General features: G+C 52.0%; 17 protein-coding genes and 1 pseudogene. 6 read left to right on the forward strand and 12 right to left on the reverse strand.

Annotated elements, in window-relative coordinates:
* Window positions 1–27: 27 nt before the first annotated feature.
* Window positions 28–1,179, reverse strand: a complete 1,152-nt coding sequence (locus ASN89_RS18965) for an AI-2E family transporter (RefSeq protein WP_058050352.1) — start codon at window positions 1,177–1,179, stop codon at window positions 28–30.
* Between the two features lie 163 nt (window positions 1,180–1,342).
* Window positions 1,343–2,353, reverse strand: coding sequence for a hypothetical protein (locus ASN89_RS18970; RefSeq protein ID WP_058050353.1), 1,011 nt, complete (start codon window positions 2,351–2,353; stop codon window positions 1,343–1,345).
* A 123-nt stretch (window positions 2,354–2,476) separates the two neighbouring features.
* Here ASN89_RS18970 and ASN89_RS18975 point away from each other — a divergent pair, with 123 nt between their 5' ends.
* Complete coding sequence (locus tag ASN89_RS18975; RefSeq protein ID WP_058050354.1) at window positions 2,477–2,845, forward strand: hypothetical protein; 369 nt, start codon at window positions 2,477–2,479, stop codon at window positions 2,843–2,845.
* Here ASN89_RS18975 and ASN89_RS18980 read toward each other — a convergent pair.
* Both ASN89_RS18980 and ASN89_RS18985 read right to left on the reverse strand, forming a co-directional pair.
* Window positions 2,824–3,885: a sensor domain-containing diguanylate cyclase gene (locus ASN89_RS18980; RefSeq protein WP_058050355.1), complete on the reverse strand. Its 1,062-nt coding sequence runs from the start codon at window positions 3,883–3,885 to the stop codon at window positions 2,824–2,826. The two genes, ASN89_RS18975 and ASN89_RS18980, sit on opposite strands and share 22 nt — an antisense overlap.
* A gap of 206 nt (window positions 3,886–4,091) precedes the next feature.
* The gene (locus ASN89_RS18985) at window positions 4,092–5,012 is read right to left on the reverse strand and encodes a helix-turn-helix domain-containing GNAT family N-acetyltransferase (RefSeq protein ID WP_058050356.1); all 921 of its coding nucleotides are present in this window, start codon (window positions 5,010–5,012) and stop codon (window positions 4,092–4,094) included.
* 393 nt (window positions 5,013–5,405) lie between these two features.
* Here ASN89_RS18985 and ASN89_RS18990 point away from each other — a divergent pair, with 393 nt between their 5' ends.
* Complete coding sequence (locus ASN89_RS18990) at window positions 5,406–5,897, forward strand: helix-turn-helix transcriptional regulator (protein ID WP_058050357.1); 492 nt, start codon at window positions 5,406–5,408, stop codon at window positions 5,895–5,897.
* Between the two features lie 125 nt (window positions 5,898–6,022).
* Here ASN89_RS18990 and ASN89_RS29540 read toward each other — a convergent pair.
* Window positions 6,023–6,447, reverse strand: a pseudogene (locus ASN89_RS29540) (integrase core domain-containing protein); the annotation flags it as partial.
* A gap of 641 nt (window positions 6,448–7,088) precedes the next feature.
* Here ASN89_RS29540 and ASN89_RS19000 point away from each other — a divergent pair.
* Genes ASN89_RS19000 through ASN89_RS19010 form a run of 3 tightly spaced genes read left to right on the forward strand, consistent with a single transcriptional unit; the run spans window position 7,089 to window position 10,446 of the window.
* Entirely contained in the window at window positions 7,089–8,663 is a 1,575-nt protein-coding gene (locus ASN89_RS19000) for a recombinase family protein (protein ID WP_058050358.1), read from the forward strand.
* Window positions 8,660–9,565 carry a ParB/RepB/Spo0J family partition protein gene (locus ASN89_RS19005; RefSeq protein ID WP_058050359.1) on the forward strand — a complete coding sequence of 302 codons (906 nt, stop codon included), beginning with the start codon at window positions 8,660–8,662 and terminating at the stop codon, window positions 9,563–9,565. The genes ASN89_RS19000 and ASN89_RS19005 overlap by 4 nt, the downstream gene beginning before the upstream one ends.
* 2 nt (window positions 9,566–9,567) lie before the next feature.
* On the forward strand, window positions 9,568–10,446 hold the full coding sequence (locus ASN89_RS19010) for a plasmid partitioning protein RepB C-terminal domain-containing protein (protein ID WP_058050360.1): 879 nt from the start codon (window positions 9,568–9,570) through the stop codon (window positions 10,444–10,446).
* Window positions 10,447–10,736: 290 nt separating this feature from the next.
* Here the strand turns inward: ASN89_RS19010 and ASN89_RS28280 are convergent, their stop codons facing one another.
* The 5 genes from ASN89_RS28280 to ASN89_RS19035 all read right to left on the reverse strand — a co-directional run bounded on the left by ASN89_RS28280 (window position 10,737) and on the right by ASN89_RS19035 (window position 16,897).
* A complete protein-coding gene (locus ASN89_RS28280; protein ID WP_082654652.1) occupies window positions 10,737–12,611 on the reverse strand; it encodes a TniQ family protein in 1,875 nt (624 codons plus the stop codon).
* Window positions 12,608–13,618, reverse strand: a complete 1,011-nt coding sequence (locus tag ASN89_RS19020) for a TniB family NTP-binding protein (RefSeq protein WP_161911784.1) — start codon at window positions 13,616–13,618, stop codon at window positions 12,608–12,610. Before ASN89_RS19020 ends, ASN89_RS28280 begins: the two co-directional genes overlap by 4 nt.
* On the reverse strand, window positions 13,611–15,602 hold the full coding sequence (locus ASN89_RS28285; protein ID WP_082654654.1) for a DDE-type integrase/transposase/recombinase: 1,992 nt from the start codon (window positions 15,600–15,602) through the stop codon (window positions 13,611–13,613). Before ASN89_RS28285 ends, ASN89_RS19020 begins: the two co-directional genes overlap by 8 nt.
* Window positions 15,583–16,149, reverse strand: a complete 567-nt coding sequence (locus ASN89_RS19030) for a TnsA endonuclease N-terminal domain-containing protein (protein ID WP_152988618.1) — start codon at window positions 16,147–16,149, stop codon at window positions 15,583–15,585. The genes ASN89_RS28285 and ASN89_RS19030 overlap by 20 nt, the downstream gene beginning before the upstream one ends.
* A 334-nt stretch (window positions 16,150–16,483) precedes the next feature.
* Window positions 16,484–16,897 carry a helix-turn-helix domain-containing protein gene (locus ASN89_RS19035; RefSeq protein WP_058050365.1) on the reverse strand — a complete coding sequence of 138 codons (414 nt, stop codon included), beginning with the start codon at window positions 16,895–16,897 and terminating at the stop codon, window positions 16,484–16,486.
* 368 nt (window positions 16,898–17,265) lie between these two features.
* On the opposite strand from ASN89_RS19035, the gene ASN89_RS19040 reads away from it, so the two are divergent.
* Window positions 17,266–20,313: a DEAD/DEAH box helicase gene (locus tag ASN89_RS19040; protein ID WP_082654655.1), complete on the forward strand. Its 3,048-nt coding sequence runs from the start codon at window positions 17,266–17,268 to the stop codon at window positions 20,311–20,313.
* A 49-nt stretch (window positions 20,314–20,362) separates the two neighbouring features.
* Here ASN89_RS19040 and ASN89_RS19045 read toward each other — a convergent pair whose 3' ends face one another.
* Entirely contained in the window at window positions 20,363–23,491 is a 3,129-nt protein-coding gene (locus ASN89_RS19045; RefSeq protein ID WP_058050367.1) for a type I restriction endonuclease subunit R, read from the reverse strand.
* A gap of 18 nt (window positions 23,492–23,509) precedes the next feature.
* Window positions 23,510–24,754 (reverse strand): restriction endonuclease subunit S, encoded by a 1,245-nt coding sequence (locus tag ASN89_RS19050; protein ID WP_082654657.1) that lies wholly within the window; start codon window positions 24,752–24,754, stop codon window positions 23,510–23,512.
* Window positions 24,755–24,757: the final 3 nt, after the last annotated feature.

Below are 24,757 nucleotides of genomic sequence, written 5' to 3' on the forward strand. Positions count from 1 at the left end.
CGGTTTTTAGGCGTTGTTGATTCTAGATTATTGTTGTTCCAGGGCTACCTTGCTGCCCTGTTCCTGCAAGCGCGCCGCCTCGGCCAAGGCCTGGGCGCGCGCTTCTTCCGCCGCCTGCTCCGCTTTCTCCAGCGCATCATGGCGCGCCTGCAAGGCTGCCCGGGCACGCACGAAGACAATCTTGATGGCCGCCATCACGGGCACGGATAAAAAGATGCCGACCACGCCACCGAGCTGATCGCCGGCGAGCAAGCCGACGATCACCATCAGCGGGCTCACTTCCACGCCTTCGCTCATCAAGTACGGATTGACCACGTAATCCTGGAACAAACGGTAGGCGGCGATAAAGCCGATCAGCCAGAACACGTGCTCGAAGCCGCTGAAACCGGCCACGACCACGGCGATGACGGCGGCCGCCAGCGGGCCGGCAAACGGGATGAATTCCAGCAAGGCGGCAGCGCCGGCCAGCAGCAGGCTGTACGGCACGCCCATCAGGGAAAAGGCAATGCTGTACGACACAAACGTGGCGATCGACAACAGCAGCAGGGCGCGCACATAGCGCGACAGCAAGATGTCGAGGTCGTCGATGATGGCGCCCCAGAGCTTCTTGTTCGGGCGGTTCAGCAGCGACAACAAGCCGTCGCGCATGTCCGGGCCTTCCTTGATCAGCAAAAAGCTCAGCACGGGCACCAGCACCAGATAGATCAGGTTGCTGGCCGCATGCATGACGGTCAAGCCCAGTTCTTTCGCCAGCGGCATGGCTTGTCCCGTACCGCTGCTCAGCTGCGTCTGCATGAACGACAGCAGGCGCGCGCGCAGCGGCTCCATGAATTCAGGCAACGGGATGCGCTCGGCAAAGTTATTACCCTTGAGCAGGGTTGGCAATTGATCGCTGAGCTTGATCGCTTCTTCCTCGATGCGTGCGCCGAAGATGGAGCCCAGCACCGCCACCAGCAAGATCACGACGAGAAAGACGATGCCGATATTGGCCGTGCGCGGCAAGCGTTTCGGGCCATGGCGTTCCAGCAGGCCGATCAGCGGATACACGAGGTAGCTGAAGAAAATGGCAAAGACCACGACGATCAGGGTCGACGAAACCTTGTAGGTGAGAAAGAGCAGGAAGGCGATGAGGAACGCCGTCCACACCATCTTGGCAACGCGCAAGTTAAAACCGAACATATGAATTCCTTAGGGGCAGGATGCGACGCAAGCGTGACTGGCTTGAAGGGCAGGGTGGGCAAGGCAGGGATCGGGCCGCGCCGCACGGCCGGAAATCATACCGCAAAATGCCAAAATGCCATGCTCTTGTGCGTAATGGCAATGCTTTCCCGGTTCGCCTTCCTTATTTTGTCCGCCAGTTGGCCACGGTGATGAACACGCCATCGTCCTTGTTGGGTTCGCGCAAGGTCACCGTGTAGCGGCCGCTGGCATCGCTGCCCGTAAACACCACCTTGTCGTCATGGCCCTTTACTTGCGCGCCCTTGGCCAGCTTGGCGTAAGTGTTGAGCACCCAGTGGAAATCGGCATAGCTGCGCAGGGTGATGGCGGCATCGGGCATGGGCTCGTCGCCCGCCTCGGCCGCTTCCGTGGGCGTGCGCATGGGCAAACCGTCCAGGCCCGCCGGTGTGACGATCTTGCCGCCGCTGGAACTGCTGTTGAGTTCTGCATTCGGCAGCAGCAGGTGCAGCAGGCTGGCGGGAAAGCCGGGCGGCACGTCGCGCGCCTCCCAGCCGGGCTGGCCGGGACGGGTCGTGATGTATTCCACCGCGGCAATGCTTTGCCGCTGTGCCGGCGCGGCCTGCGCCAGCATGGGTGGCAGTTGCCGCGCCCACACGAGCAGCGGCGTGGCCATCTCGTCCTCAGCGCCTGGCGGCACGAAGAGCGTCAGCACGGCATGCGTGGAGGGCAGGCAGGCGGGCGCAGCGTCGCCGGCGGCGGCCTGGCAATGGCCGTTGACGAGGCCCAGCGCCAACAGCTTGCGTTGCGGATCGAACAGCATGGCGGCGCGCCAGGCACCGTGTGTGCTGGCATCGATGGAGGCCAGTACCGAGCGCCCGTCGGGCAGCATGGTGCGCGTGATGTCGTCGAGTGAATACATGCTGTCGAGCACCTGGCGCGCGATCAGGGTGTTGCCCTGCGTATAGCTGCCGCGCGCATAGCCGAGCAGCTTGAAGACGTCGGCGCGGATCTCCGGATGCGCACTCAGGCGCAGTGGCGGCGACGGCACGGGCACGGTGGCGGCCACGAAGGCGGCATCTTCGGCAGAAACGTCTTGTGCCACGGTGGAAAGCGGCAAGCACAGGGCGGCGCACAGCGACAGCGTGCGCAGAGTGATTTTTCCTGGGGTGTTCAATGGCCCTCCTTGTCGAGACGCCATGCCGGACCGGTTGCCGGCATGCGCGGGCCGCGATCTTAGCATTTCAGGAATAAATCTCTTTCTGCTAAGCTTGGCTATTGAATCACTGTTCCGCTTGCCATGGCCCAGATCACTATTTCCTGCAGTATTCCCGTTGACGATGAAGTCGTGACCGAGTTCTTGCACAAGTACGTGCTCCACTCGCGTGTCGGCGCGGCCAGGAAATTGCGCATGGGAGAGAAGGGCTGTTTCTATACCTGTTCCTTGTATGGCGATGACCACGCCAAGGTGAGCGGTTTGATCCGCCGCATGCTGGCGTTTTTCGAGAGCAAGGAGATTCCCTTGACCATCCTCAAGATCGGTACCCAGGACAGTTGGTACGAGGTGGACCCCGAGCAGCGCGATCCCTGGAAAATTTCCCCACAAGCCTTGCTGGCGCTGCTCGATGCCGGGCCCAACGACAATACTCAGGCGGCGTTGAGCACGTAACGGTTCTTGCCGTTCTTCTTGGCCAGGTACAAGGATTCGTCGGCGCGCCGGTAGCTGTGCGACAAGTCGACTTCCTTGAGCAGTTCCGCGACGCCGATGCTGACGGACACCTTGCGTTCCGGCACGAAAGCCGCCTCGACGCTGTCAACGAGTTGCGCGGCAAAGGCGCAGGCCGCGTTCTTTTCGCCCAGGTAAATGACGGCAAACTCTTCGCCGCCGAGGCGCCCGCACAGGTGCTCGCCCGACAGCCTGGCGATCACGTCGGCGATCTTTTTCAGCACTTCATCGCCCACGTCATGGCCGTACACGTCGTTGATCTGCTTGAAGTCGTCGATATCGATCATCAGGAAATACGCGGGCGTGCGCGCCGTGCGCTGCAAGGTGCGCGCGCCCTGCGTAAACATGCGGCGATTATTGAGTCCGGTCAAGCCATCCTTGTACGCCATCGTCGCCAGTTCGCGCTGGGAACGATAGTTATGGATGCGCAAGACGAGAAAATAGATGTTCAGCGCCAGGCCGATGATGACGCTGATGGTGACGGCCAGCACGGGCCAGTGCTGGTCAGCCCGGCCCGCATGCACGGGAAACTGCCCCAGCCCCAGAATGGCCCACACGCATAGCGATACGCCCAGGTAATACGCGATGCCGCTGAAAATGGGCGCCGTCGTCAGGGTGATCATCACGCCCAACGGCAACACCCAGAAAGCGGGATCTTCCGTGCCCAGCATCAGCACGCGAAAACTGAACGCGATGAACAGCACGCTGATGGTGCCGCTGGCGATAATCGCCTGCAAGGACTTCGCATACACGGTCAGCAGCAGCCCGACCAGCATGCCCGCCACGCCCAGCGCCGCCTGCGCATGATCGAACGAAGCGCGCGGCAAGGTCAGGCTGAACGTGACCAGCCAGCAAGCCAGGCCAAACGTCAGGATCGCTATCGAAATGAAATGCAGTTCCTTGAAAAAGCGCTGCTGCTGCTCCCGTTCTCCGGAAAAGAACAGGTAATAGAAGGCAGGAGACAGACTGCGCGAAGTGAACATTCCATTTGTCCAGGCAGACAACACGCCTTGCGGCAGGGACGCCTCCCGGCAACGGCAGGCGGCATGGCGCGCGTACAAAATTAGTTGCGCTCAGGAACTAGTGTACTGGTTTCTTGGGGGCAGTGGTGATCCGGGCGAGGAAAACGGCGGCTACTGTCCTGCCGCCGCCACAGTCGCTTCCACTCCCGGCGCCGGCAAGCGCCTGCTTACAGGTCGCGCGCCAGTACCTGGCCGACCAGGTCCTTGCCAAAGCTGTGATGCGCCTCTTCCTCGACCAGCTGGAAACCGGCCTTGTCGTAGATGCGGCGGGCATCAGTGAGGATGCTATTGGTCCACAACACGATTTTCGTATAGCCGACCTGACGGCTGAAGCGCAGGCATTCATCGACCAGGCGGCTGCCGATGCCCAGGCCGCGCGCGCTGGGATCGACGTACAGCAGGCGCAGTTTGGCAGTCGTGTCGTCCTGGCGCACGATGAAGATGGAACCGATCACCTTGCCGTCCTTTTCGGCTATCCAGCAGCGCTCACGGACCGGGTTGAATTCGCGCACGAATTTGGCGAGAATCTCGGCAACGAGCGCCTCGTACTCGTTGTTCCAGCCATATTCCTGCGCATACAGCACGGCTTGCCGGTGGATGATCCAGCCCATGTCGCCCGGCTGCGGATTGCGCAGGATATAACTGGGCGATGTTTCCCCCAGCAAACCCTGGATTTGCCCCATGGCAGCGACCAGCTCCTGCTGCGCCGTTGGCGGCAAGCGTTCCAGCATGGCCGCCACTTCGCGTCGCGAGGCATCGACCAGGGGCGCGAGGGTGCGCTGTCCCTCTGCGGTCAGCTGTAATTGCGCCGCGCGCGCATCCTTGGGCGAGCGCGTCTTGGCGATCAGCCCCTGCTTTTCGAATCCGGCAATAACCCGGCTCAGGTAGCCCGCGTTCAAGTCCAACTCGCGGCACAGGTCCGCGCTGGTCAATTGCTCCCGGTACGCCAGTTCATACAGGATGCGCACTTCCGTCAGCGAAAACGCGCTGTCCAGCAAGTGTTCATGCAGCACGCCAATCTGGCGCGTATAGAAACGGTTAAAACGACGCACGATCTCCGTGCGTTCGACGAGTTGATCCGCCTGCATGTGACACCTCCCATTTGCTTGCTTATGGCAGATTATTGATTGCTTTTGGCAATCATGTCAATATGCGACGGTCTCTGGCGCGCATAAAAAAAGCGGCCCTGGAGAGGGCCGCCTTGGCTGCAACGGAAAGCAGGGGCTGTAGGATCTCAAAAAAGATGAAATCTAATGCTTTAAAAATCAACAAGTTATCCATGTATTTTGAGACTAAAGGCAGTGCCATTCTCAAAAAACATGAAAATTTCCTCATGAAATCTCACAATAGATGAAATTTTCCTAACGCCCCTCAGCTTAATGCAGACATGACGCTTCCATTGTTTTAAGTCGGCAAGTTAAGTATATGTAGGTGCTGTAAATGCATGTACAATATTTTTTACATTTATAGAGTGGTGGCTGATGAACATCTCCGAGGTCGGGAAATCAATCCGCGTCCGTCGACTTGCCGTTGGGTTAACGCAGCAACGGCTAGCGAAACTTGCTGGACTGTCGCGACAGACAGTGCAACAGCTGGAGACCGGAACTATTGGCGATCTCAGTTTCGGGCGCTTGGTGAATCTGCTGGGGGTACTCGGACTCAATTTTGCTCCGCCATCGATCAAGGCGAGGGAAAAAAAATGCGGTTTGTGGATGGCGGCAAAAAACGCGAGCGTCAGTTACAGGGGAGAGCTGACTAGCGACGAGCTGCAGCATGCTTTGATTACCGGACAAGTACCGGCTAATCGTATATCCTATTTACTGCACTTCCTAGATGAAACACCCCTGCAAGTGGTGGTGATGGCAGTTGAGGAAACCGCACACTTAGAAGCTGTTTCACCGGCCAAGATTTGGGTAAGCGTTGCTCAGTTGGCTCGTCAGCTGGGAAGTGTACGTAGCGACCTCTGGCTGTAGCTGCATTTTGCTTTTTTTATCTCATTTTCGATGCTGTGCTGATGAAGTGAAGTTTCAAGTGGCGAGTTGTGTTCATAGAGATAAACGGGTAATCCCCCATTTCTAGAGCAGGCTAAAAGTAGAGGTTAAGTGGCCATGGCAAGCTTCCGTTTTGGCGTGATTCCGCCAAGTGCCATGTTGGGCTGGTCGTGATTGTAAGTCCACAGCCAGCGGTTCGCAAAATCCTGAATCTCATCGAGCGTTTCAAACAGGTGATGGACTAACCATTCGTAGCGGACCGTGCAATTATAGCGCTCGACATAAGCGTTCTGCTGCCGCTGGCTAGGCTGAGTAAAGTCGATGCGTATGCCACGCTTGGCGGCCCAGGCCAGCGTCATAGCGCTGATGTACTCGGGCCACTATCGCGGCAAATGACCTGGGGATTGCCACGCCATTCGATGATCTTGTCAAGGGGCCAGATTACCCGTTCGGACGGCAATGAGAAATCAACCTCTATGCCGACCCCCTTACGGTTGTAGTCGTCGATCACATTGAACAATCGGATGCTTCTCCATACCCCGCTCATATGGAGAGATCAATGTCGATCAAGTATTGCGCAGGCTGTGGTCGGGAGTTCCAGCCACGCCCCCAAGCTCCGAACCAGGTCTATTGTTCAGCGCCCAAATGTCAGCGCGTTAGAAAGCGCCGATGGCAGCAAAATAAGCTGCAAACGGATCCTGAATATCGACTCAACCAGCGAGACGCACAACGCGCGTGGCAGGAGAGTCATCCCGACTACTGGCGTCAGTATCGCGCCCACCCCGACTATGCAGAGAGCAGCCGAGATCGACGACAGAACGCGCCACGTTGCAACAGAGATTGTGTAAAGATGGACGCGTGGCTTTCGCCCTCGATGTTGCCGCAGGGAGTCTACAAAATCACACATGCCATAGGGGACCACGTTTCAGAAAACGGTACTTTGATCGTAGAAATTACCCCTGTATGTTTGGATTGCCCCTGTAAAAAGGACGCGTGTAAAGAGAGGACTCGTTAGGCTTTCTGACAGAAATTCGGTATTTTCGTTTCAATAAGCTGTCGATCATCTTGATGAAACAATTGTGGTGGCGTGCGCCACGTCCATGCCCGGCCGTTGCCCATTGCTAGAAAGTTGGTCCCGAGATTTACATGTAAATAGCGAAGGGATGAAGCGCTATGTATTTAGACGAACAACCAACTGGCGTACCAGATCGTCAGAACAGTCCTGTAACGTTCCGTGCCGTTGAATACGTTCGAATGTCTACCGAGCATCAGCAATATTCGACCCAGAACCAGGCAGACAAGATCCGCGAGTATGCGCAACGTCGTGGCATAGAGATCGTTCGAACCTACGCTGACACAGGGAAGAGTGGGCTGCGGATCGATGGTCGCCAAGCCTTGCAGCAGTTGATTAAAGACGTCGAGACTGGTACTGCAGATTTCCAGATGATCCTAGTCTACGATGTGAGCCGCTGGGGCCGGTTCCAGGATGCGGATGAAAGTGCTTACTATGAATATATCTGTCGTCGCGCTGGAATCCAAGTGGCCTACTGTGCGGAGCAGTTCGAGAACGATGGCTCGCCTGTGTCTACTATCGTCAAGGGCGTCAAACGCGCGATGGCCGGCGAATATAGCCGGGAGCTGTCCGCCAAAGTTTTCGCAGGCCAGTGCCGACTGATTGAACTGGGTTTTCGACAGGGCGGGTCTGCTGGTTTTGGCCTACGGCGCGTGTTGATCGATCAGACGGGGTCTATCAAAAGCGAGTTAATGCGAGGCGAGCAAAAAAGCTTACAAACGGACCGCGTCATCCTACAGCCAGGGCCAGATGTGGAAGTGGCTGTTGTGAACCAGATCTACCGCTGGTTCATCGATGACAATTTGATGGAGTCAGAGATCGCAGAGCGCCTCAATGGCCAAGGTATCAAGACCGATCTCGGACGCAACTGGACGCGGGCCACTGTCCGAGAGGTACTGTCCAACGAGAAGTACATTGGCAACAATGTTTACAACCGCCGATCGTTCAAGCTCAAGAAACAACGTGTGATCAACAGCCCTGATATGTGGATCAAGAAGGACGGGGCATTCGAAGGCATAGTCCCAGCCGAGATTTTCTACACCACGCAAGGTATTTTACGTGCTCGGGCACTTCGATATAGCGAGGAAGAATTTGTCGCGAAGTTGCGTAATCTGTACCAGCGGCATGGATACCTTTCGGGCTTGATCATCAACGAGGCGGAAGGTATGCCGTCAGCAGCAGCTTACGCACACAGGTTCGGCAGCCTGATCCGAGCGTACCAGGTAGTTGGCTTTACACCTAATCGGGATTACCAGTATTTAGAAGCCAATCAGTTCTTACGTAGGCTCTATCCAGAAATCGTCGGTGAGACAGAGCAGATGATCTCCGACGTTGGTGGCGTGGTAGAGCGCGATCCAGCCACTGACCTTCTCACCATCAACCGCGAGTTTACGGTCTCGTTAGTGCTCGCTCGCTGCCAGTCGTTCGAAAATGGCCGACGGCGATGGAAGGTGCGCTTCGACACAACGCTGGCACCGGACATTACGGTGGCTGTGCGCTTGGATAGTGAAAATCAGGCCTCACTGGATTATTATCTTTTGCCTCGCCTTGACTTCGGTCAACCGCGGATTCACTTGGCCGACCACAACGGCATTGAAGTCGAGTGCTACCACTTTGATAGTTTAGATTATCTGTACAGCATGGCTCGACGGAGTCGCTTACGGAGGATCGCATGAACCATTACAAGGATCACCACCACTCAGATTTGCGAATGATCCCACTGGAAAAAATCGAGGTGCTCAATCCTCGCGAACGCAATAACCGAGTATTCGAACAGATCGTTGCCAATATCAGAAGCCTCGGCCTGAAAAAACCAATCGTTGTAACGCCCCGGCCAGCCAATGATGGCGAGAGGTACCTGTTGATTTGTGGTGAAGGACGTTTTAAGGCGTTCAAAAGCCTCGGTCAGTCGGAGATCCCTGCAATTGTCATGAGCGTCGATGATGAGTCAGCTTTTATTATGAGCCTGACGGAGAACATCGCTCGGCGTAAGTTTAGTCCGCTGGAGCTTCTGGCAGGTATCGAGCAACTGCGAGATCAGGGTTACGATAAAAAGGCGATTGTGGAAAAGACTGGCCTGAGCATGGATTATGTACAGGGCATCTTGTACCTGCTCAAAAACGGCGAAGAACGGCTCTTGATGGCAGTCGGCAGTGGACGTATCCCACTTAATGCTGCCATCACTATAGCCGGCGCGGGCAACGATGATAAGGCGATCCAGGCAGCCCTGCAGGATGCTTACGAGTCTGGCAAGCTACGCGGTAACCAGTTGATACAAGCACGTCGGGTAATTGAACGTCGCCGAACGCGGGGCCGAGGCATGGGCGGAAAAATTCCGTCCCGAGAGCAAAACGATGATGTCACCACATCCAGTCTTGTGCGCAACTATAAGCGTGAAGTCGAGCGCCAAAAACAGCTGGTAAGAAAGGCAGAAAACACCCAGCGTAGTTTGCTGTTCATAGTTAGCGCGTTGCGCCAGCTTCTGGTTGATGAGAATTTCGGGAATCTTCTGCGTGCGGAAGGACTGGATACACTGCCACAGCATCTTGCGGACCGAGTATGGGCGAAAGGAATCTGAGCATGGGAAAACCGCCTTTGGGTTTTGTACCGGAACCATTGAGCTTGCCGATCTCGTTGATTCTGCCTTCGCGAAAAACGCCTGATGGGTTGCTGGTTTCTCGAAAATTTAAGCAAATCTTCGCATCCATTGAGGCTGTCGGTTTGATTGAGCCATTATCGGTGACGAAACCTAATAGAGACAAGCAGTACGTCTTACTAGATGGGCATTCGCGACTGACGGCATTAAAACAGCTGGGGTTCGAGACGGTACCTTGTTTGGTAGCCCTTGACGACGAAAGCTATACCTATAACAACCGGGTAAATCGCCTTTCTAGTATTCAAGAACACGTCATGATCCGGCGTACTGTCGAGCGTGGTGTTACTCCTGAGAGACTTGCCAAGGCGCTTGACGTTGATATCAGCTTAATTTTGAAGAAATTGAACCTACTCGATGGGATTTGTCCGGAAGCCGCTGAATTGCTGCGCGATCAGGTTTTCTCCGCAAATCTCGGTGCAGTGCTACGCAAGCTCAAGCCTACGAGGCAAGTGGAGTGCGTTGAATTAATGGTCAGTAGTAATAATCTCACGGTTGCCTACGCGCGAGCATTGGTAGCTGCCACCCTAAGCAACATGATTGTCGGTGAAACCAAGACCAAAAAAATGACGGGCGTGAGCGCTGAGCAGATGGCGAAAATGGAAAGGGAAATGGGAAATCTGCAGGAACAGTTCAAATTGGCCGAGCAGTCCTATGGCCACGACGTCCTCAACTTAGTATTGGCTAGAGGATATTTAGCGAAGCTGTTGGCCAATGATTCCATTCTGCGTCACCTGACAAAGCATCACCCAGATGTGCTGAACGAGTTCGACGCGATCGTTAGTGTGGCGGTGCTGGACAAGTAGCCGTGTACGCAGGTATGTTCGTGAAAATGCTCGCAGATTGAAGCTCTAGTGCTGTATGCGCAGACGAGGCACTATTCTTTAACAATCTAAATGTATTAGGGCCATCGTTCTCAAAGCAGAGGAGTAGTATCCGAGCCCGAGACGATGGCCGACAGGCGTGTCGCCTGCTTGCTCATTCGTGTACGAGTAAGCGAATGAGCAAGCAGCGACACTTCAACCAGATTGGCATTTCTTTGATGGGACTGAATCCTTGCCAATAATTCATCACACTTCCTGTTTTGTTTGAACGGCTACGCGGATTTACGATTCTTGACTACGTCGTTCATTGCATCGAAAAGATCTAAACATCGGGGAAATAGATAGATTTGCCCACCATCGATTTTTGGGCCGCTGGCCGGTCTGACGCCACGTGCCATAAGACGTGGGATAAAGTAAGAAGGAACCAAGTTGAACTGCGCCTGAAGCTCATGACTAAAAACGAATTTGTTTGCAAATTCTTCCAAGTCTTTTTCGTAGATGAGAACGTGATGGCGCTCGTTATGAAGGACGAAGCGCAATTGTGACCTGTGTACGAATTGATAAATAGCCTCTTGGCGTATACCTAGTTTCCGAGCTGCATCTGGAACGGATATGCAGCCATGCATGCCAACTCGACGCTGCTCATTTATCCAGGCAACAAGTGCATTGCGATCGAATAGCCAACTGGGCAGGCCGGAAATGGAATCGGAGACAGCCAATGGCATGATCTCTCTGTGTATGACTCGGATTATTAGGGAAGGAAATAGAAATCTTTCCCGAAGCAGGTAACGAAGCGCATGAGCAAGCGAAACAAGTTCAGGCCTCTCACGTTCCGCGATGACCGGTAGATCAGAACCAAACGATATAAGAGCTTTCACATGCTGGTGAGGTATCCCCCAACGTGATGTTCCTGAACCTTTTGGTTGAAAGATTGATTCAATTATTTTTCCCTGCACGAGCTGCGTTGTTCGTGACTTCGTAAGCCCTAATAAATGGCATGTCTGCTGGAGATCAAGTACGTTGTCTAACTCCATCCGCATCTTTGCAATTTGCTGGCGATTCACGCAAATGAGAGAACGGCCGGTATCGGTCTTACTAACATTGGAGTCGATACGACCGTCGTTGATGAGGAGTTGGAGTTTACGCGGTGACGTCTTAAGCTCTTTCGCCATTGCGCTGATCGGGATCCAGGTATGACGTCGGCGCATATCAACGGAAAGTCTTGAATTTCGTTCAGCAAGTGCTCCCCGCCATGTGCGTGAAATATACCCTTCGAATGCTTGCAGAAGAAACGAATATTCAGGATCCCTCAGGTTTTTATAGACGTATTGATAGAAAAATCCGAAACGCTTTGACAGTCGCTGATCTTGTATGTCGATCTCACCAGCCTTGCGCAACGATGCAAGCAGACTGTGGAACTTCTTAGGCCAGTTCATAAGTATGCTTGCGGCTGAATGCGTGAGCGGGCGCACAACATCTATGTCATGTAAATTTCTAATTTTTTGCGAGAACTTGCGTCCATCATTTTTTGCGTATGCGCCAAGCATAAACGTCACCCTGTTTAATTGTTCAAGTGATAATTCAGACAGGTGTGTGTGCGTCGTCGGGTTCCGGTAAAGCTTCGCATAAAAAATTTCCGCTAACTGGCGCTCCGCCTGTGAGACGGGCATAGGTTCAGCCGAAGTTAAGGAAAAACCGCAATCACAATTGGTCAGGCTTTGACGTCCCCAGCTTAGGTTCTTGCTGCATCCGGGACAGTGCTCTATCAGCTCGACGCCGTGTTGGGGGCAGCTAGTGAAGAGCGTTAATTCCCACTCCCATCTCCATTGCGGCGACTCACTTAGGCAGCAAGGGCAATAGCGGCTATGCCGTTGGTTCCATAGTGACCGTTGTCCTGGGCGGCAAGTTAGCTGCGGACGAATTGCATCGAGCATTGTTCGATTCTGTGGCCAGCGTTGTGTGCCAAGCCGGCGTTCCAGCGCATCAATCGAAGGTTTTCGACCGGGTAAAAGCTGGGCGATGCCAATCAAACCGTTTGCTTCAGCCAAGCGTAATAGGAAACCATACATCCCCTCAGTGGGCGCGCGGGCCGGCCTGCAAAGTAACATACTATCGCCAGGGTGACTTTCCGATAGCAGCTTATTCATCGCCCTTCCTCCAACTCTATGCTTGGTAAGCGTAATGGGTCCCAATGCTCGAATGGTTCGCCAACTTTGTTCAACTGCCGAAGTTCAGCATCAGGATTGAACGGATTGAGCTTTTTGGGGACATTTCTCCAGACAGACTCCTCAAACGCTTGGGCGAGTATGCTCCAATCAATGTAAGGTATTCCACGACGACCAGCTATTTGTACTGCTTCATCAATGATCTTCGCGATGTAGTCGATGAGCCCATTCGTTGCGACGAAGAATCTTAATGCTAGATTGGCTTCGTGGAATTCAACACATTGAACAGGGATATGGGAATGTATGGTTTTCAGTAGCCCTCTGAATTCCAATTGCCCTTCGCCCGTGTGGAAGCTAAAAGGACGAAGTTCAAAGCCTGACGAGAAGCGTCTGGCAAGTTGCTCGTTTAAGTGAATCACGTTCTCAGCCCGCGGTAGTCCCACTACTACGACCGGTATCTGGGCCACATTCAAAACACTTTTCAACCAATCCGCGACCTGATTTGCAACGCTACGACGATGCGTGTCACTAAAGTGCTGAAATTCGTCGATGATGAGTAGTTCAACGCGGCAGGCCCGCAAGAGCTTGAAGATCCGGCGGGTTTTTTCTTCTGTCGATCCTTTGTTCACGTCCGGATCGCACAATGCATGCAGTATGGCTTCTGCCAAGTTTTTCACCGTTGGCATCGCTGGGGTTTGAACTATCAGGACAGGCACAATGGTCTGCTCCGGGCGAAGTTCGTTGGGAAATTTGTCACGGTAGTGTTCGATAAGGGTAGTTTTTCCTGCGCCCGACTGCCCTACCAAAAGCAGCCCACCTGCAATTCTGGCATCACAGCCACGACGATGGATTTGGGCAATTTTTTGCCAGCCTTCACGAAATGCATTGAACTCAATTACTTGATGGCGGATTGAAAAGCCTGTGTAATTCTCGTATTGATCGGGGCCCTTAGAGTGCACCTTGCGCTTCGCCATAGCATCTTTATGCACTGCCTTCTCCTTTCCTTTGCAACGTCCGAGTTGAAACTTTGAATGATGGAAGTTCGTCATCCAATCCAGGATCTACCTGTGCTGGCCGAGTCGCTTTGGTTGATTTTTTTGGCGACATGGCTTTTTCGATAGGAGAGCTATTGCGCTGGAGTATTCCTTCGCTGTTATGCTGCGTCAGCTTGGCACCGCGTTTTCGATCCTTCATTTTCTTGCTCTTCAGGGCGTTAGATACAATCTCTTGTATCTCTGTCTTGACCTCAAGCAAACGCTTGATACCGGGCCGGCTGCCATGTTTCTCTCTTGCCGCAGCCTGAATTAAATTATGGACATGCCTGTTTAGGCCCGTGGCATAGTCCCAATCCACAGCGGGCACGCGTACGTAAGAATCGTTGGATGGGTTGAACGCATGAATGTATGACACGTCGTCTTCGTAGTATTTGAGTTTAATTTTGGTCTTTGCTTCCGCCCCATTTCTGCGAAAAATGGTTTGCAGTTCCTCGCTGTTGTACATGAGATTGTCTATTTCCAAGCCATAGTGAAACAAAGTGCGCTCGGCAGGAATTCCAAGTAACACATCCATCTGTTCGGGGTAAGCCGGGAGCTCTACGGTGCGGTTGGGAATGCTCTCGTACCACTTCTCAAGCGGTGTCATGCGTAACTTTCGATGTTTCGAACAGTGATACACCTCAACTACCCACTTCGTCAGCAAGTGCATCAAGGTTTTAAGATCGATTGCGGCCAGCTCTTCCGATGGATAGTCACCCCGCTGTTTGACATTAGAGAAAACGGTACCAGGCAGCCTATGAACGAGGCCCTGGCTGATCGTTCGAAAGAAGCGCTCGACTGAACCTTTGTATTCTGGTTTTTTCGCCGGACAATAAAGCAACTGGATCCCTAACTCGAGGCAAATATCGCGAAATGCAGCAGAGTGAAGATCCATGCCGTTATCGGTAGCGATTAACTCTGGGATGCCATGGCAGGGCCATTTTCCCTGGATATCCGGGTAGTTGCTCAGCCAATCATCTTTTGGCAGGATCGCTCGTTTCAAGCATTGAAGAATGGAGAACGATGAAGGTTCGTTGAAGGACACATAGAAACCCATGATGACTCGGCTGTATCTGTCGATTGCGACTGAAAGCCATGGTCTGCCAAGTGGCAACGCTGTGTCTTCATCAATGATGATTAGGTCCAGTGGCGTGTGGTCCACTTCAAGGCGTTCTAGCACCTTGCTGACCTTGACCGTGCCTAGCACTGGTCGATACTTTCGTTCAGCGGCATGCTTACCTAGACGAGAACGATCGACAATTTCCTTTTCCAAATCGTCTATGCGACGATAAACTGTTGCCCTGGATGGGCAGCGGATTTGCGAGGCGTGATCGCGCTGCCTGTTGACTTGCTCAACACGAGTACACAAGTCGTCGTACACTGCCGAGGCTGGATGCTGTTGCTGATCTAAAAAGAGCGTGGAGATGGATTCTTCCAAAAGTGCATCTGCGGCATCGCACTTCGGGCGCCCGGAACGATGACGCATATCAACTGTTGATTCCCCTGACTTGGAATAGCGATAGCATTTCCACCACCGATACACGGTGATTGGACTTGGCGGATTAAGGTCACCAATTTGCGCTGCGATGGCACTAATCTGCGGCTGAAGTACCTTCGGCACGTAGGTACCAAGATATCCTTCGAGGGCAACTAGATACTTCAGCCTCCTTAGTGAAGACGAACGAACGTGCTCTGGATAAGTGGATAAGTCACGCGGGGTGGTCAGATAGAAAGCGCTGCTCGACTCAGAAATGCAGCTCTCATCAATAACGAGCTCTCGTCTGAGCCACTTGCAATTCAGTTCCGATTCCGTGTAGGTGACGATCTCGCCAGCCTCATCTTCGAGTTGTAGTTTTTGATTCGCCAGTCGTCGAATCAGCGTCCACGTACGTTGACGTTCAAGAAACCGCAGGCCTTTTCTAAAAGTAAAGCGAATCATTTGGTGCTTCTCCGTGCGTAAAGGATATACGGGTGCAATGCAGTATTGGTTGGCTTAGGTCGCAAAAGGCCAGACCGGAAGCGAGCAAGCGAAACACGGAAGAAATCCCGCCAAGCGTCTTCGCTAATGTCTCAACGGTCCAGTCCTCACGGTTTTTCAGCTCATGCAACTGCCAAACTGGCGGCTGATCGACGCGTGCAGCTTTGATGTGATATGCGCACTGTGTTAGGTTCGATAGTCTGGGTTGCTTGCGGATTTCATCGTCAGTCAAAATCCAAAATTGCCGCGACTGCCGTTGATAGCTGGCTGCAATCAGGTGCAAGCGCTCGTAAACCAGTTTGTTGGAGAGCTTTTTCTTGGGTTTAACTTCTACGTGTGCTACAGATCCGTTTCGCAGCGTCAATGCGAAGTCGGGGTAGTATCTTCGAGGGAGAGAGCCGTCGTAGTACAGCTCAATGGATGGCTGTTCCTCATACGAGACAACGCCAGGTGATAGCTCGAACAGGATGATCGCGTCGCGCTCGAGCAAGGATTCCCACGCGACCATTCGCTGGTTCTTCGTGGATGGGAAAAAGCCGCGGATGCCCCGGCCAGATGGTGTGACAACCTTCCTCATTGCCATAACTGCTACCTCGTCAAATTTGCAGGCGTAACGGCGCCCTCGCGACGTTTTAGTCGACGTCGCGTATATAAAAAACACGAAATTTGGGACGAAAAATTCCCTGCCTTGGGAAATAGACCAAAGCGATCGTGTAACGAATGGAGGGGGGGGCGGCTTGACGCGCGCAGTCGGTAGCGCGATACTGGAGATTCCTAAGGTCCCCGTAGCACGCAGCTATGGCTTACCAAAAACGGGGCAAGCCAATAGGTTTGTCCCGTTTTTACATCTGGGCCTCCGTTTCTTTCGAACCATTCCTCTCAGGCAATTGCAGACCGTTCATGGGCACGTCTAAGTTCAAGACTGCTCGAATTGCCTGAAGTTGAGGGAGTGGAATGCGATCAATTTTGTCCCATAATTCGCTGCAAAAGCGGAACGCTTCGGGATGAGCCTCGCGTGGAAGAACAAACCGTTGTTGTGATTGCTTAACAACTTTGGCGAGTTCTTCCTGCTCTTGAGTTGTCATCTTGAATGCACTGCTTAGACGTGCGATGAATTCCTGGTTTGATGGGTTCTTCGTGCCCAGTTCAAGGCCGGAGATGTAGCTTTGCTCATAGCCCAGCATTTCGGCAAGCTTCGTTTGGCGAAGGCCAAAGCGATTCCTTAGATCCAAAAGATAAACAGAGAAGGGGCTCATTTTATTGCTGTTCTAACGCGAGTAATACCCAAAAGATAGTGTTTAGCGTAAGAAATGTCAATAAGTCTTTGATTTTAAAGGAATTGTTAGATAAAAATAGTAGAATTCTGACGTTGGAAGAACGTCATTGAGTTATCAAGGCTGGACGGTAGAGCGTGAGATGCCAAGATGATCGGTGATTCCATATCGTACCCGCAACTATAAAAAAGTTGTGCTCTGTAAATTTTAACGCTTTGATCATAAAATAGGAATAAAATTACTTTTCCAGCAGGAAAGAGCGGCTGTTGATTCAGATCGTGCTTCCGGCATCCAAGTTGAGTCTTATTACCAACGGAGCAGACGCGCGTATATGCGAGGAAAGGTAAAGAGTGGATCAAGCCACATTGAATGACCTCGGGATTGACCAAGGCATATGGATCGCACTGCGTGAATGCCAGAAGAGCGCAGTCCGTTGCGGTGTGGGTTATCTCAACAAGCCGCTAGATCAACAGGAACACAAAGCTTGCTTGCTCAGTCTCCCCACCGGTGCAGGGAAATCAGGAGTTATAGCGACGCTTGCTCACTACGCGCCACAACACAAGATACTTGTTCTCTGTCATAGGCGTTACGTCTGCAATCAGCTAGCCAAGCAAATCGCAGGCGAGTTCTTTAAGAAGGCGGCGCCAGGTTCGATGACTGCACAGCGAAAAGTTCATCGCTCAATAAAGGACATCGATCAGAATGGCATATATGTGACGACATTCCAGATGCTCTTGCACCAGACGCCGGAGCACCTTACAAAGATTAGGGAGCAATTTGACCTCATCATCATCGATGAAGGTCATTCTGAGCCATCTCCTGTGTGGCGCACACTGGTCCGTGGAACGCACGCCCATCGAATCATAGTCACTGCAACCCCTTACCGTAATGATCTCTTTCAGTTTGACGTTGGTACGAAAGCGAGTTACATCTACACATTCTCGGAGGCTGCGGAGGATGGAGTTTTATGCGCTCCGAGCGTAAACTCAGTGGGTGACTATGAACTTGACTCTGTAATTTCGGCTTTCTTGGCGAAAAATTTGGAGCTGAAGTGCATCGTCAAGTGCAAGAACTTTGAAGAGGTCCAGCGCTATTTCGACCGATTTTCAAAGCTCGCGCCGGCGATTGCAGTGCACGATGCCTATAAGAATGACTCACGTCAAACTGAACGAGTGTCGGTTCCACAAGACATCGCCACAAGTTCGTACCGCATCCTTGTTCATCAGCATAAGCTTGATGAAGGCGTTGATATTCCATGTGCGAAGATGCTTGTCCTAACTTACGTAGTTGGGAGCGGCAGAGAACTCGTTCAAACAATCGGTCGCGTGGTCCGCGCATTCAAAGGTACCGATCCGGTTGTGGTCGAATTGGATGACGGCTCAAACCAGGTCATGTGGGAGAGCTATCGTGATTTCGACGAATCGCTAAGATCATCAACTGGTGTGTCGAAGTTCCTTAGTTCGTTAGACAGCGCGAAGTTGATCGAACTATACTTAGATGCATTCCCGAACTACAGCTATCATCAGAGCCGTTTCGTCGGGAAATTTGACATTAACGATTTCGAACCCGACAAGGCTCTAGTCATTCCGACAGCTTCGATTTGTTTCCTCAATACGCAAAGCAGCTTTGCCATCGATCAGGCGGTAGATACACTATTTTGGCGCTCGACAAATTGTGGAGAATTGTGCAAGACTTTTAAGTCGAATAGTACTTTAATACATGTCGTTTTATCCGTAGCGTTCAATAAATCCAGATTCTTGGCGAATGAACTTTTCTTTGAACCCAGCCTTGAAATTACATTGATTCGTGTTCTGAAGAATGGTGTTGTTGCTGTGTTTGACAGCCGAGGCCGATCATTTTCTGGCGATACTGAGCTTGGATTAACACTTCCACTGTCGCAGGAAAAATTGTTGAAAGTCATGATTCGAGATGGCCAGATGCGCCCAAAGGAGACGAGCACACGTGCTATTGGACGGCCAGCTCGCCGGCCAGAGTCAATGCACCTAAAAAGTCCCAATCTAGACGAGCTCGGAGGACAGCAACAATTTGCTGGCTACCGAATGTCAACGTTGAAGTGTGACACCTTGAACAATCAGGGGAAGAAATCCGGAACTTTCTACGTCGGCGTGGATGCTGGGCGAATCTCAGACCACAAAGATCGTCAATTCAGTTTGTCCGATTTGGAAGAGTGGTTCGAGATGATCGAAGGGTGCCTCGCTTCGAACGAGGTGGCAACAAGTCGCGTACTAAATTCATTCGCGAAGCCAATTGTACCTAGTCGAGCGCTTGAACTCGAAGCGCTGATGTTTGAGTTTGACGGAGGAGAAAATCCAATTAGTGTAGAGGTTGACGGGGTGCGACGCGAAATCGACGATGAGTTCGCTTTCTACCCATGCGTCAATCAGTTCGAACTGATCGAAGGAATTAAGGGAACGCTCATCGATGTCAGCGTGGATCTGGAGGAGCCGTACTTAACATTCTCACCTCGGGAAAATATGGATGTGCATGTCGAAGGAGTGGACAACATCAGCGACCTTCTGACTATGAAGTTAAGCAAAGCTTTATTCAAAGACGGCATCACATATTCTGGAGGTAGATTCTACGAATTGCGCTTGCCAACACAGGGGGGATTTGAAATCGAAAAGTCTGAGCTGGGTAACATTATTGTTGGACTCACAGCCTTGCAGCAGGCAGGCCTGAGTGAGAAGGGCGCAAGTACCGGACCGGTGAACGATGAATTTGATCCGTTGTCTGTGTTTTACCTGATCGATAAGTTGAAAAATTTCTCTTTGGCGAACCCCTCGCTCGCAGACTTGGGACCCTTTTATGATTATGTCGCTCATCCCGACATTCTGTTGTGTTCAGATATGGGAACAGAACCGGCAGACTTTGTCGTCTCTTCACCAGACAAACTTGTTTATATTCATGTGAAATGCGGTTCATCGAGCAAGCGCCCGCAGTCATCTGCTGGTGCAATTGCTGAAGTCGGCTCACAGGCGGTGAAGAACTTGGAGATGCTAATAACAAGTGACCGAAATCTTCTCGCTGCAAACTGGTCCGAGCTGCTCAATGACTGGCCTACAAATGGAGCGGCAAATCGCCTCAAAAGTCGTATTCGCATGTTGGATCGAAATCGTTTCGACGAGTCAACGTCGGATTCGGAATCAGAAATGAAGCGCCTATGGGGCCTCATCGCCGATAGGAGGAGGAATCACGCGGTGAAAAAAGAGGTCTGGGTCGTTGCGGCAAACAGCTTCTCAAGAAATCACTTTGCTAACCAAATGAATCTCGGTGCAGCTGGGAGCAGCGAGTCGCTGCAAGCCTTTCAGCTAATCCAGGGATGGATTAGTGCGTGTTCAAACCTTGATGTTGAACTTCGTATCTTCGGTGCCCCATGATGGTTAAGGTCTAATATGGTGATTTACGCCCAAATGGCACGGGTAAAGCTCAGGTGAATAATATCCCTCCTTTAATAATGAAATCTTGGAGGAGCTTTGCGGTTCTGATGTTGACCCTGAACAAGGCCAGTTCTTTACCTTCCAAACCTTCAAAGTACGTCTTCGCTTTTTGCTGGTCGACGGTCGCTTTCAGATCATCGAAGCGGCCAAATGCATTGAGACTGGCTTCCGTCACATAGGTCTTCATGAAGGCGACGAGTTTTGATTTATCCACACCTAGAACAGCCACGAGCGTGTCGACTTGATCATTATCTGCCTTATCCTGATAGTCGGTGAGGTAATCGAGAAAGGTGCGGTGGACATCGATCTGCACGTCGCCACGTTGAATGTCATGGAGGAAGATCTCGGCTATTTTTTGCTTTTCTTGGGAAAGCGATGAAAAAGATCGGTGCAACTCGGCCAAGGTGGTTTCCTTGGCCTGTTCATTGCCGCTTTGCAGGACTTTGAGATATTTGTCAAAGCGCGAGTTCATGTAGTCGGCATCGATCTTACCGGTGTCAATCTCGGTGATATGGCTATCGATCTCGAAGGGAATGGCCTCGCCACCACCGCTACTGCTGCCTCCAAGCTCCTTATAGCGCTGAAGGAGGGTAAAGTACTGATGCTGAATAATAGCAAGTTCGACCATTCGTTTTGGCTCATCGAATTCATAGATCGCTTGCTCCCAAGTGAAGCCCTGGATCTTCGCTGCTTCGAGGATTTTGTTGAATTCTTGGAAGCTCTTGGCAAAGGCCGCGCGCGTGGTGAGGTCATCTGGGAGCGCCATAAAATCCTGAATTCCTGCTGCGTAGAAGATCGCACTTATCTCAGCAAAGCTGGCATTCATGCGATCCAAATTGTGCGGCAAGCGATCCGCGAACAGGCCGATCGGTTTGTCACCGGAATACAGCTTCACGGCAGCGGCGACGTTTCGCGTCATCGTGTGCGGCTTGCGATAATAGCGGATGGTGCCAAACGGTTTGTCCGGCCCGAAGAGGCGGTTGGTACGGGAGAACGCCTGAATGATGTTCTCATACGCCAACAGCTTGTCGAGATAGAGCGTGTTTACCCACTTCGAATCGAAGCCAGTGAGCATCTGGTTCACGACAATCAGCAGATCGAGCCTCTTGTCTGGTTCGTTCTCAATGCGAATGTAGGGTGCTTTGTGGGCAAGACGCGTGGCGAGGTCTTTTTTAAAATTGCCATGACTGCCAAGGTCGAATTTTTGGCCGTAGGAGACATTGTAGTCCCCCAGAATTTCGACGAGGCCATTGGCTTTGAAAACGGGATCGCCGTTGCCATCTTCATCGCTGATATTCGGATCGAAGAGGGTGGTAATTTTCAACTGCGGACATTGCGCCTTCATCAGACGGTAATAGGTGATGGCTTCTGGGACGCTGCTGGTGGCGAAGATGGCATGGAATTTACCGCCTTGACTCAGGGTGAGCCAGTTGTCTGCGATGTCTTGAACCACAGCATTCTGGTGCTCGCCACGGCTGTATTGAGTGTTGGACAGGTGGTCCTCTATGCCGGTTTGATAAACCCCTGCACTATCTCGCTGTCCCGCCATTGCCACGTCTTTCATGTAGCGGTTGAAAACCTTCTTCTTTTGAGCAGTGGCAAAGGCTTCCTGTGGTGTTGCGGCTTTGGCTTTCTCCAAAGCAACGGCCTGCCGTAAATCGCGGTCGCGATATGTCAGCACTTGGTAGGGATCGAAGCCTAAGACGTTCTTGTCGCGTATACCGTCGGCGATGCTGTAACGGTGGAGCTCATCGCCAAAGACATCGGTGGTCGTGTTGTCGTTTCGAACGTTCTCTTTGTGGATGGGTGTTCCACTGAATCCAAAGAAGACCGCTCCTGGGAAACTCTTTTTGATGTCAATGAGCATGTGACCGAATGTGGAGCGGTGGCATTCATCGATGATGAAGACGATGCGCTTGGCGCGCATGGTTTCCAGATCGTGTGCTTTGAGTCCGCTCTCTTCATCTTTTAGTTTGCTCATCTTCTGGATGGAGCTGACGATGAGGGTATCGGCGGGATCGGCGCTCTTGAGTTTCTTGATGAGCACGCCGCTATATTCCGTGGCTTGCACAGAATTGCCATCACCGGCGAAATTGCGGTAGGCTTGCAGGGTCTGGGTGCCAAGCTCTATGCGGTCGAGTAGGAAAACCACCTTGTCCGCGTCCTTGGAGTTGGCGATAAGCTGGGCGGACTTGAAACTGGTCATGGTTTTGCCCGATCCGGTGGTGTGCCAGATGTAACCGCCAAGGCGGTTTGGGTTTTTCCAATCAGTCTTGGCCACTTTGTCGGAAATGGCGTGGGCGGCGTAGTACTGGTAGCTGCGCATTACTTTCAGCACGCCGTCCGATTCATCCGCCACGGTGTAAAAGCCGATGAGCTGGTGTGCCATTGGCATGGAAAGCAGGCTGGCGGTGAAGTTCTTCCAGCCATTGATCGGCTCGTTATTGAAGTCCGCCCAGTGAAAAGCATAGTCTTTGTTGAATTTTCCATCCGGTCCTGGATTGGCGAAGTAAAGCGCTTCGGTGGGCTCCATCGCCACGAAGATTTGGATGAGCGAAAAAATGCCGGTGAAAATCCCTTCGCGAGAATACTTTTGGATCTGGTTGTAGGCCTGACTCACGGCCACGCCGCTTTTCTTCAGCTCGATATGTATCACCGGCATACCACTGATGAGGAGCAGAAGGTCACCGCGCCGATCATTAAGGAGCGGTGAGCCTCGTGCATAGCGTGGTTGCTGCACGATCTGGTAACGGCTCTGGCCGGCGGCGATCTCGTGGCGGTCGTAGATCTTCAGGCTCACTTCTTTACCAAAGTGCAACGCGTCCGCTGGATTGTCGCGGATGATGGCGACAGTTTTCCCGTTGATGAAGCCATTGAGCTTGAGCGGCGTGCGTAGCGCAGTGATCTGCTCCATGATCTGTTGCATCTCGCCGTCGGTCAGCGGCACTTCATTAAGCCTATCCTTGTCGCGATTGTTTTCAAAAAGAATTCGCATCCAATTCGTCAACAGTTCCGCCTCGGTCGGATTTTTTATAACTTCGGCGTCTCCCCAACCACGCTGGCGCAACTCGTGGATCACGGCGGTCTCAAATTCAGATTCTTTGGGAAAAGTGGTCATAGGTGGTGGATAATAGGATTAGACAAACATCTTCTCCAAGCAGGCAGACTTAATTTGTTTGAGCTTTTTAAGCTGTATGGCATTTTTTGAAATCAGCTCGTCCAACGTGCGGAAATAGCTTCCGATTTTTTTTTGCTCCTTCTCTTTTGGAAGAAGGATTTTCATTTTCCCAAGCTGTTTACTTGATATCTCTAAAAACGTTGAACCGGAAGCGTTTTTCAACGCGTGAATCTTTATTAAATGACCCATCGAAAAGATGAAATAGGGGTCTATATCATCATACAAGACCAAAGACTGGAATCCTTGGTTCGTGCATCCCTCTTTAGTGAGAATGGCCATGTCACCTATGCCCGCACGGCTTGTAAATAAGATGGTTTTGTTTGAGGGTAGCATTCTCGCGGAGCACTTGGTCAGACCAAGTTGCGTTATTTTCTTTGTACTGCCAATAGCGTAAACGTCATCGCCAATTTCCGTTGGGGAATACCAATCAATGTCACCTCCCCAATATTCTCGAATCATTGTGCTTGGTGTACCACCTCCGACAATTTCACAAAGTTCCCTCAAGTCCTTCTCCACCCATTCCCCCGAGAAGCCTTTGAAGCGAATTTCTGGGGTGGTGGCACCAGATTGCGGGAACATTTTTTGCAACATCGCCTTTTTCAGTGTGAGCAGCTTGTCATACTTTCGCTGATTCAGTTCTATCAACCGATCCAGCTCACGGAAATAGGTGCCGATTTGGGTTTGTTCTGCGGTTATCCGAGGAACGGCGAGTGGAGTTAATTTCGCCTGTTCGACTGTATAGTGAGCAATTGTTCCAATGTGGCTAATGCTTTTGACATATCGCTCAAATGGCTGTGATGAAAAAAAAGTAAAGAGGTAATGGCTATCTACGGAATCGCGAATCTTGAACCAGAGAAGATCCGCATCTTTGAAATACAAAGGATCGTCGGTTTTTACTAAGTAGGGTATGCCTATCGAGCCGCCACCAGTGACCAGCATGTCTCCTTTTTTGACACGACCAACTTTCTCTGAAAGATCTAGGTAGAGATCGTGAGAGATGAACGCCTTTGTGTTTTCCTTACTCTTGAAAGCTGAAACGACATCACTCGATCGGAAGAATGGTACACCGGATTTAGTCCATTCATGTTTATGAACGCGAGCAGCAGATGTGATTGGAAATAAATTACCCAGCGACTGATCCTCCCACACCCCCTCAAACCCCTTAAACCGAATCTGCGGAACCTTGCTATTTGCATATTTCACCTT

It is taken from the genome of Janthinobacterium sp. Ant5-2-1 (genome assembly GCF_001445815.1).
Lineage (GTDB): Bacteria > Pseudomonadota > Gammaproteobacteria > Burkholderiales > Burkholderiaceae_D > Janthinobacterium > Janthinobacterium lividum_E.

Excerpts from the sequence above, each read along its gene's own strand:
- ASN89_RS18965 (WP_058050352.1), bottom strand. The coding sequence starts at position 1,179 with ATGTTCGGTTTTAACTTGCGCGTTGCCAAGATGGTGTGGACGGCGTTC.
- ASN89_RS18975 (WP_058050354.1), top strand. The coding sequence starts at position 2,477 with ATGGCCCAGATCACTATTTCCTGCAGTATTCCCGTTGACGATGAAGTC.
- ASN89_RS18980 (WP_058050355.1), bottom strand. The coding sequence starts at position 3,885 with ATGTTCACTTCGCGCAGTCTGTCTCCTGCCTTCTATTACCTGTTCTTT.
- ASN89_RS18985 (WP_058050356.1), bottom strand. The coding sequence starts at position 5,012 with ATGCAGGCGGATCAACTCGTCGAACGCACGGAGATCGTGCGTCGTTTT.
- ASN89_RS18990 (WP_058050357.1), top strand. The coding sequence starts at position 5,406 with ATGAACATCTCCGAGGTCGGGAAATCAATCCGCGTCCGTCGACTTGCC.
- ASN89_RS19000 (WP_058050358.1), top strand. The coding sequence starts at position 7,089 with ATGTATTTAGACGAACAACCAACTGGCGTACCAGATCGTCAGAACAGT.
- ASN89_RS19005 (WP_058050359.1), top strand. The coding sequence starts at position 8,660 with ATGAACCATTACAAGGATCACCACCACTCAGATTTGCGAATGATCCCA.
- ASN89_RS19010 (WP_058050360.1), top strand. The coding sequence starts at position 9,568 with ATGGGAAAACCGCCTTTGGGTTTTGTACCGGAACCATTGAGCTTGCCG.
- ASN89_RS28280 (WP_082654652.1), bottom strand. The coding sequence starts at position 12,611 with ATGAATAAGCTGCTATCGGAAAGTCACCCTGGCGATAGTATGTTACTT.
- ASN89_RS28285 (WP_082654654.1), bottom strand. The coding sequence starts at position 15,602 with ATGATTCGCTTTACTTTTAGAAAAGGCCTGCGGTTTCTTGAACGTCAA.
- ASN89_RS19030 (WP_152988618.1), bottom strand. The coding sequence starts at position 16,149 with ATGGTCGCGTGGGAATCCTTGCTCGAGCGCGACGCGATCATCCTGTTC.
- ASN89_RS19035 (WP_058050365.1), bottom strand. The coding sequence starts at position 16,897 with ATGAGCCCCTTCTCTGTTTATCTTTTGGATCTAAGGAATCGCTTTGGC.
- ASN89_RS19045 (WP_058050367.1), bottom strand. The coding sequence starts at position 23,491 with ATGACCACTTTTCCCAAAGAATCTGAATTTGAGACCGCCGTGATCCAC.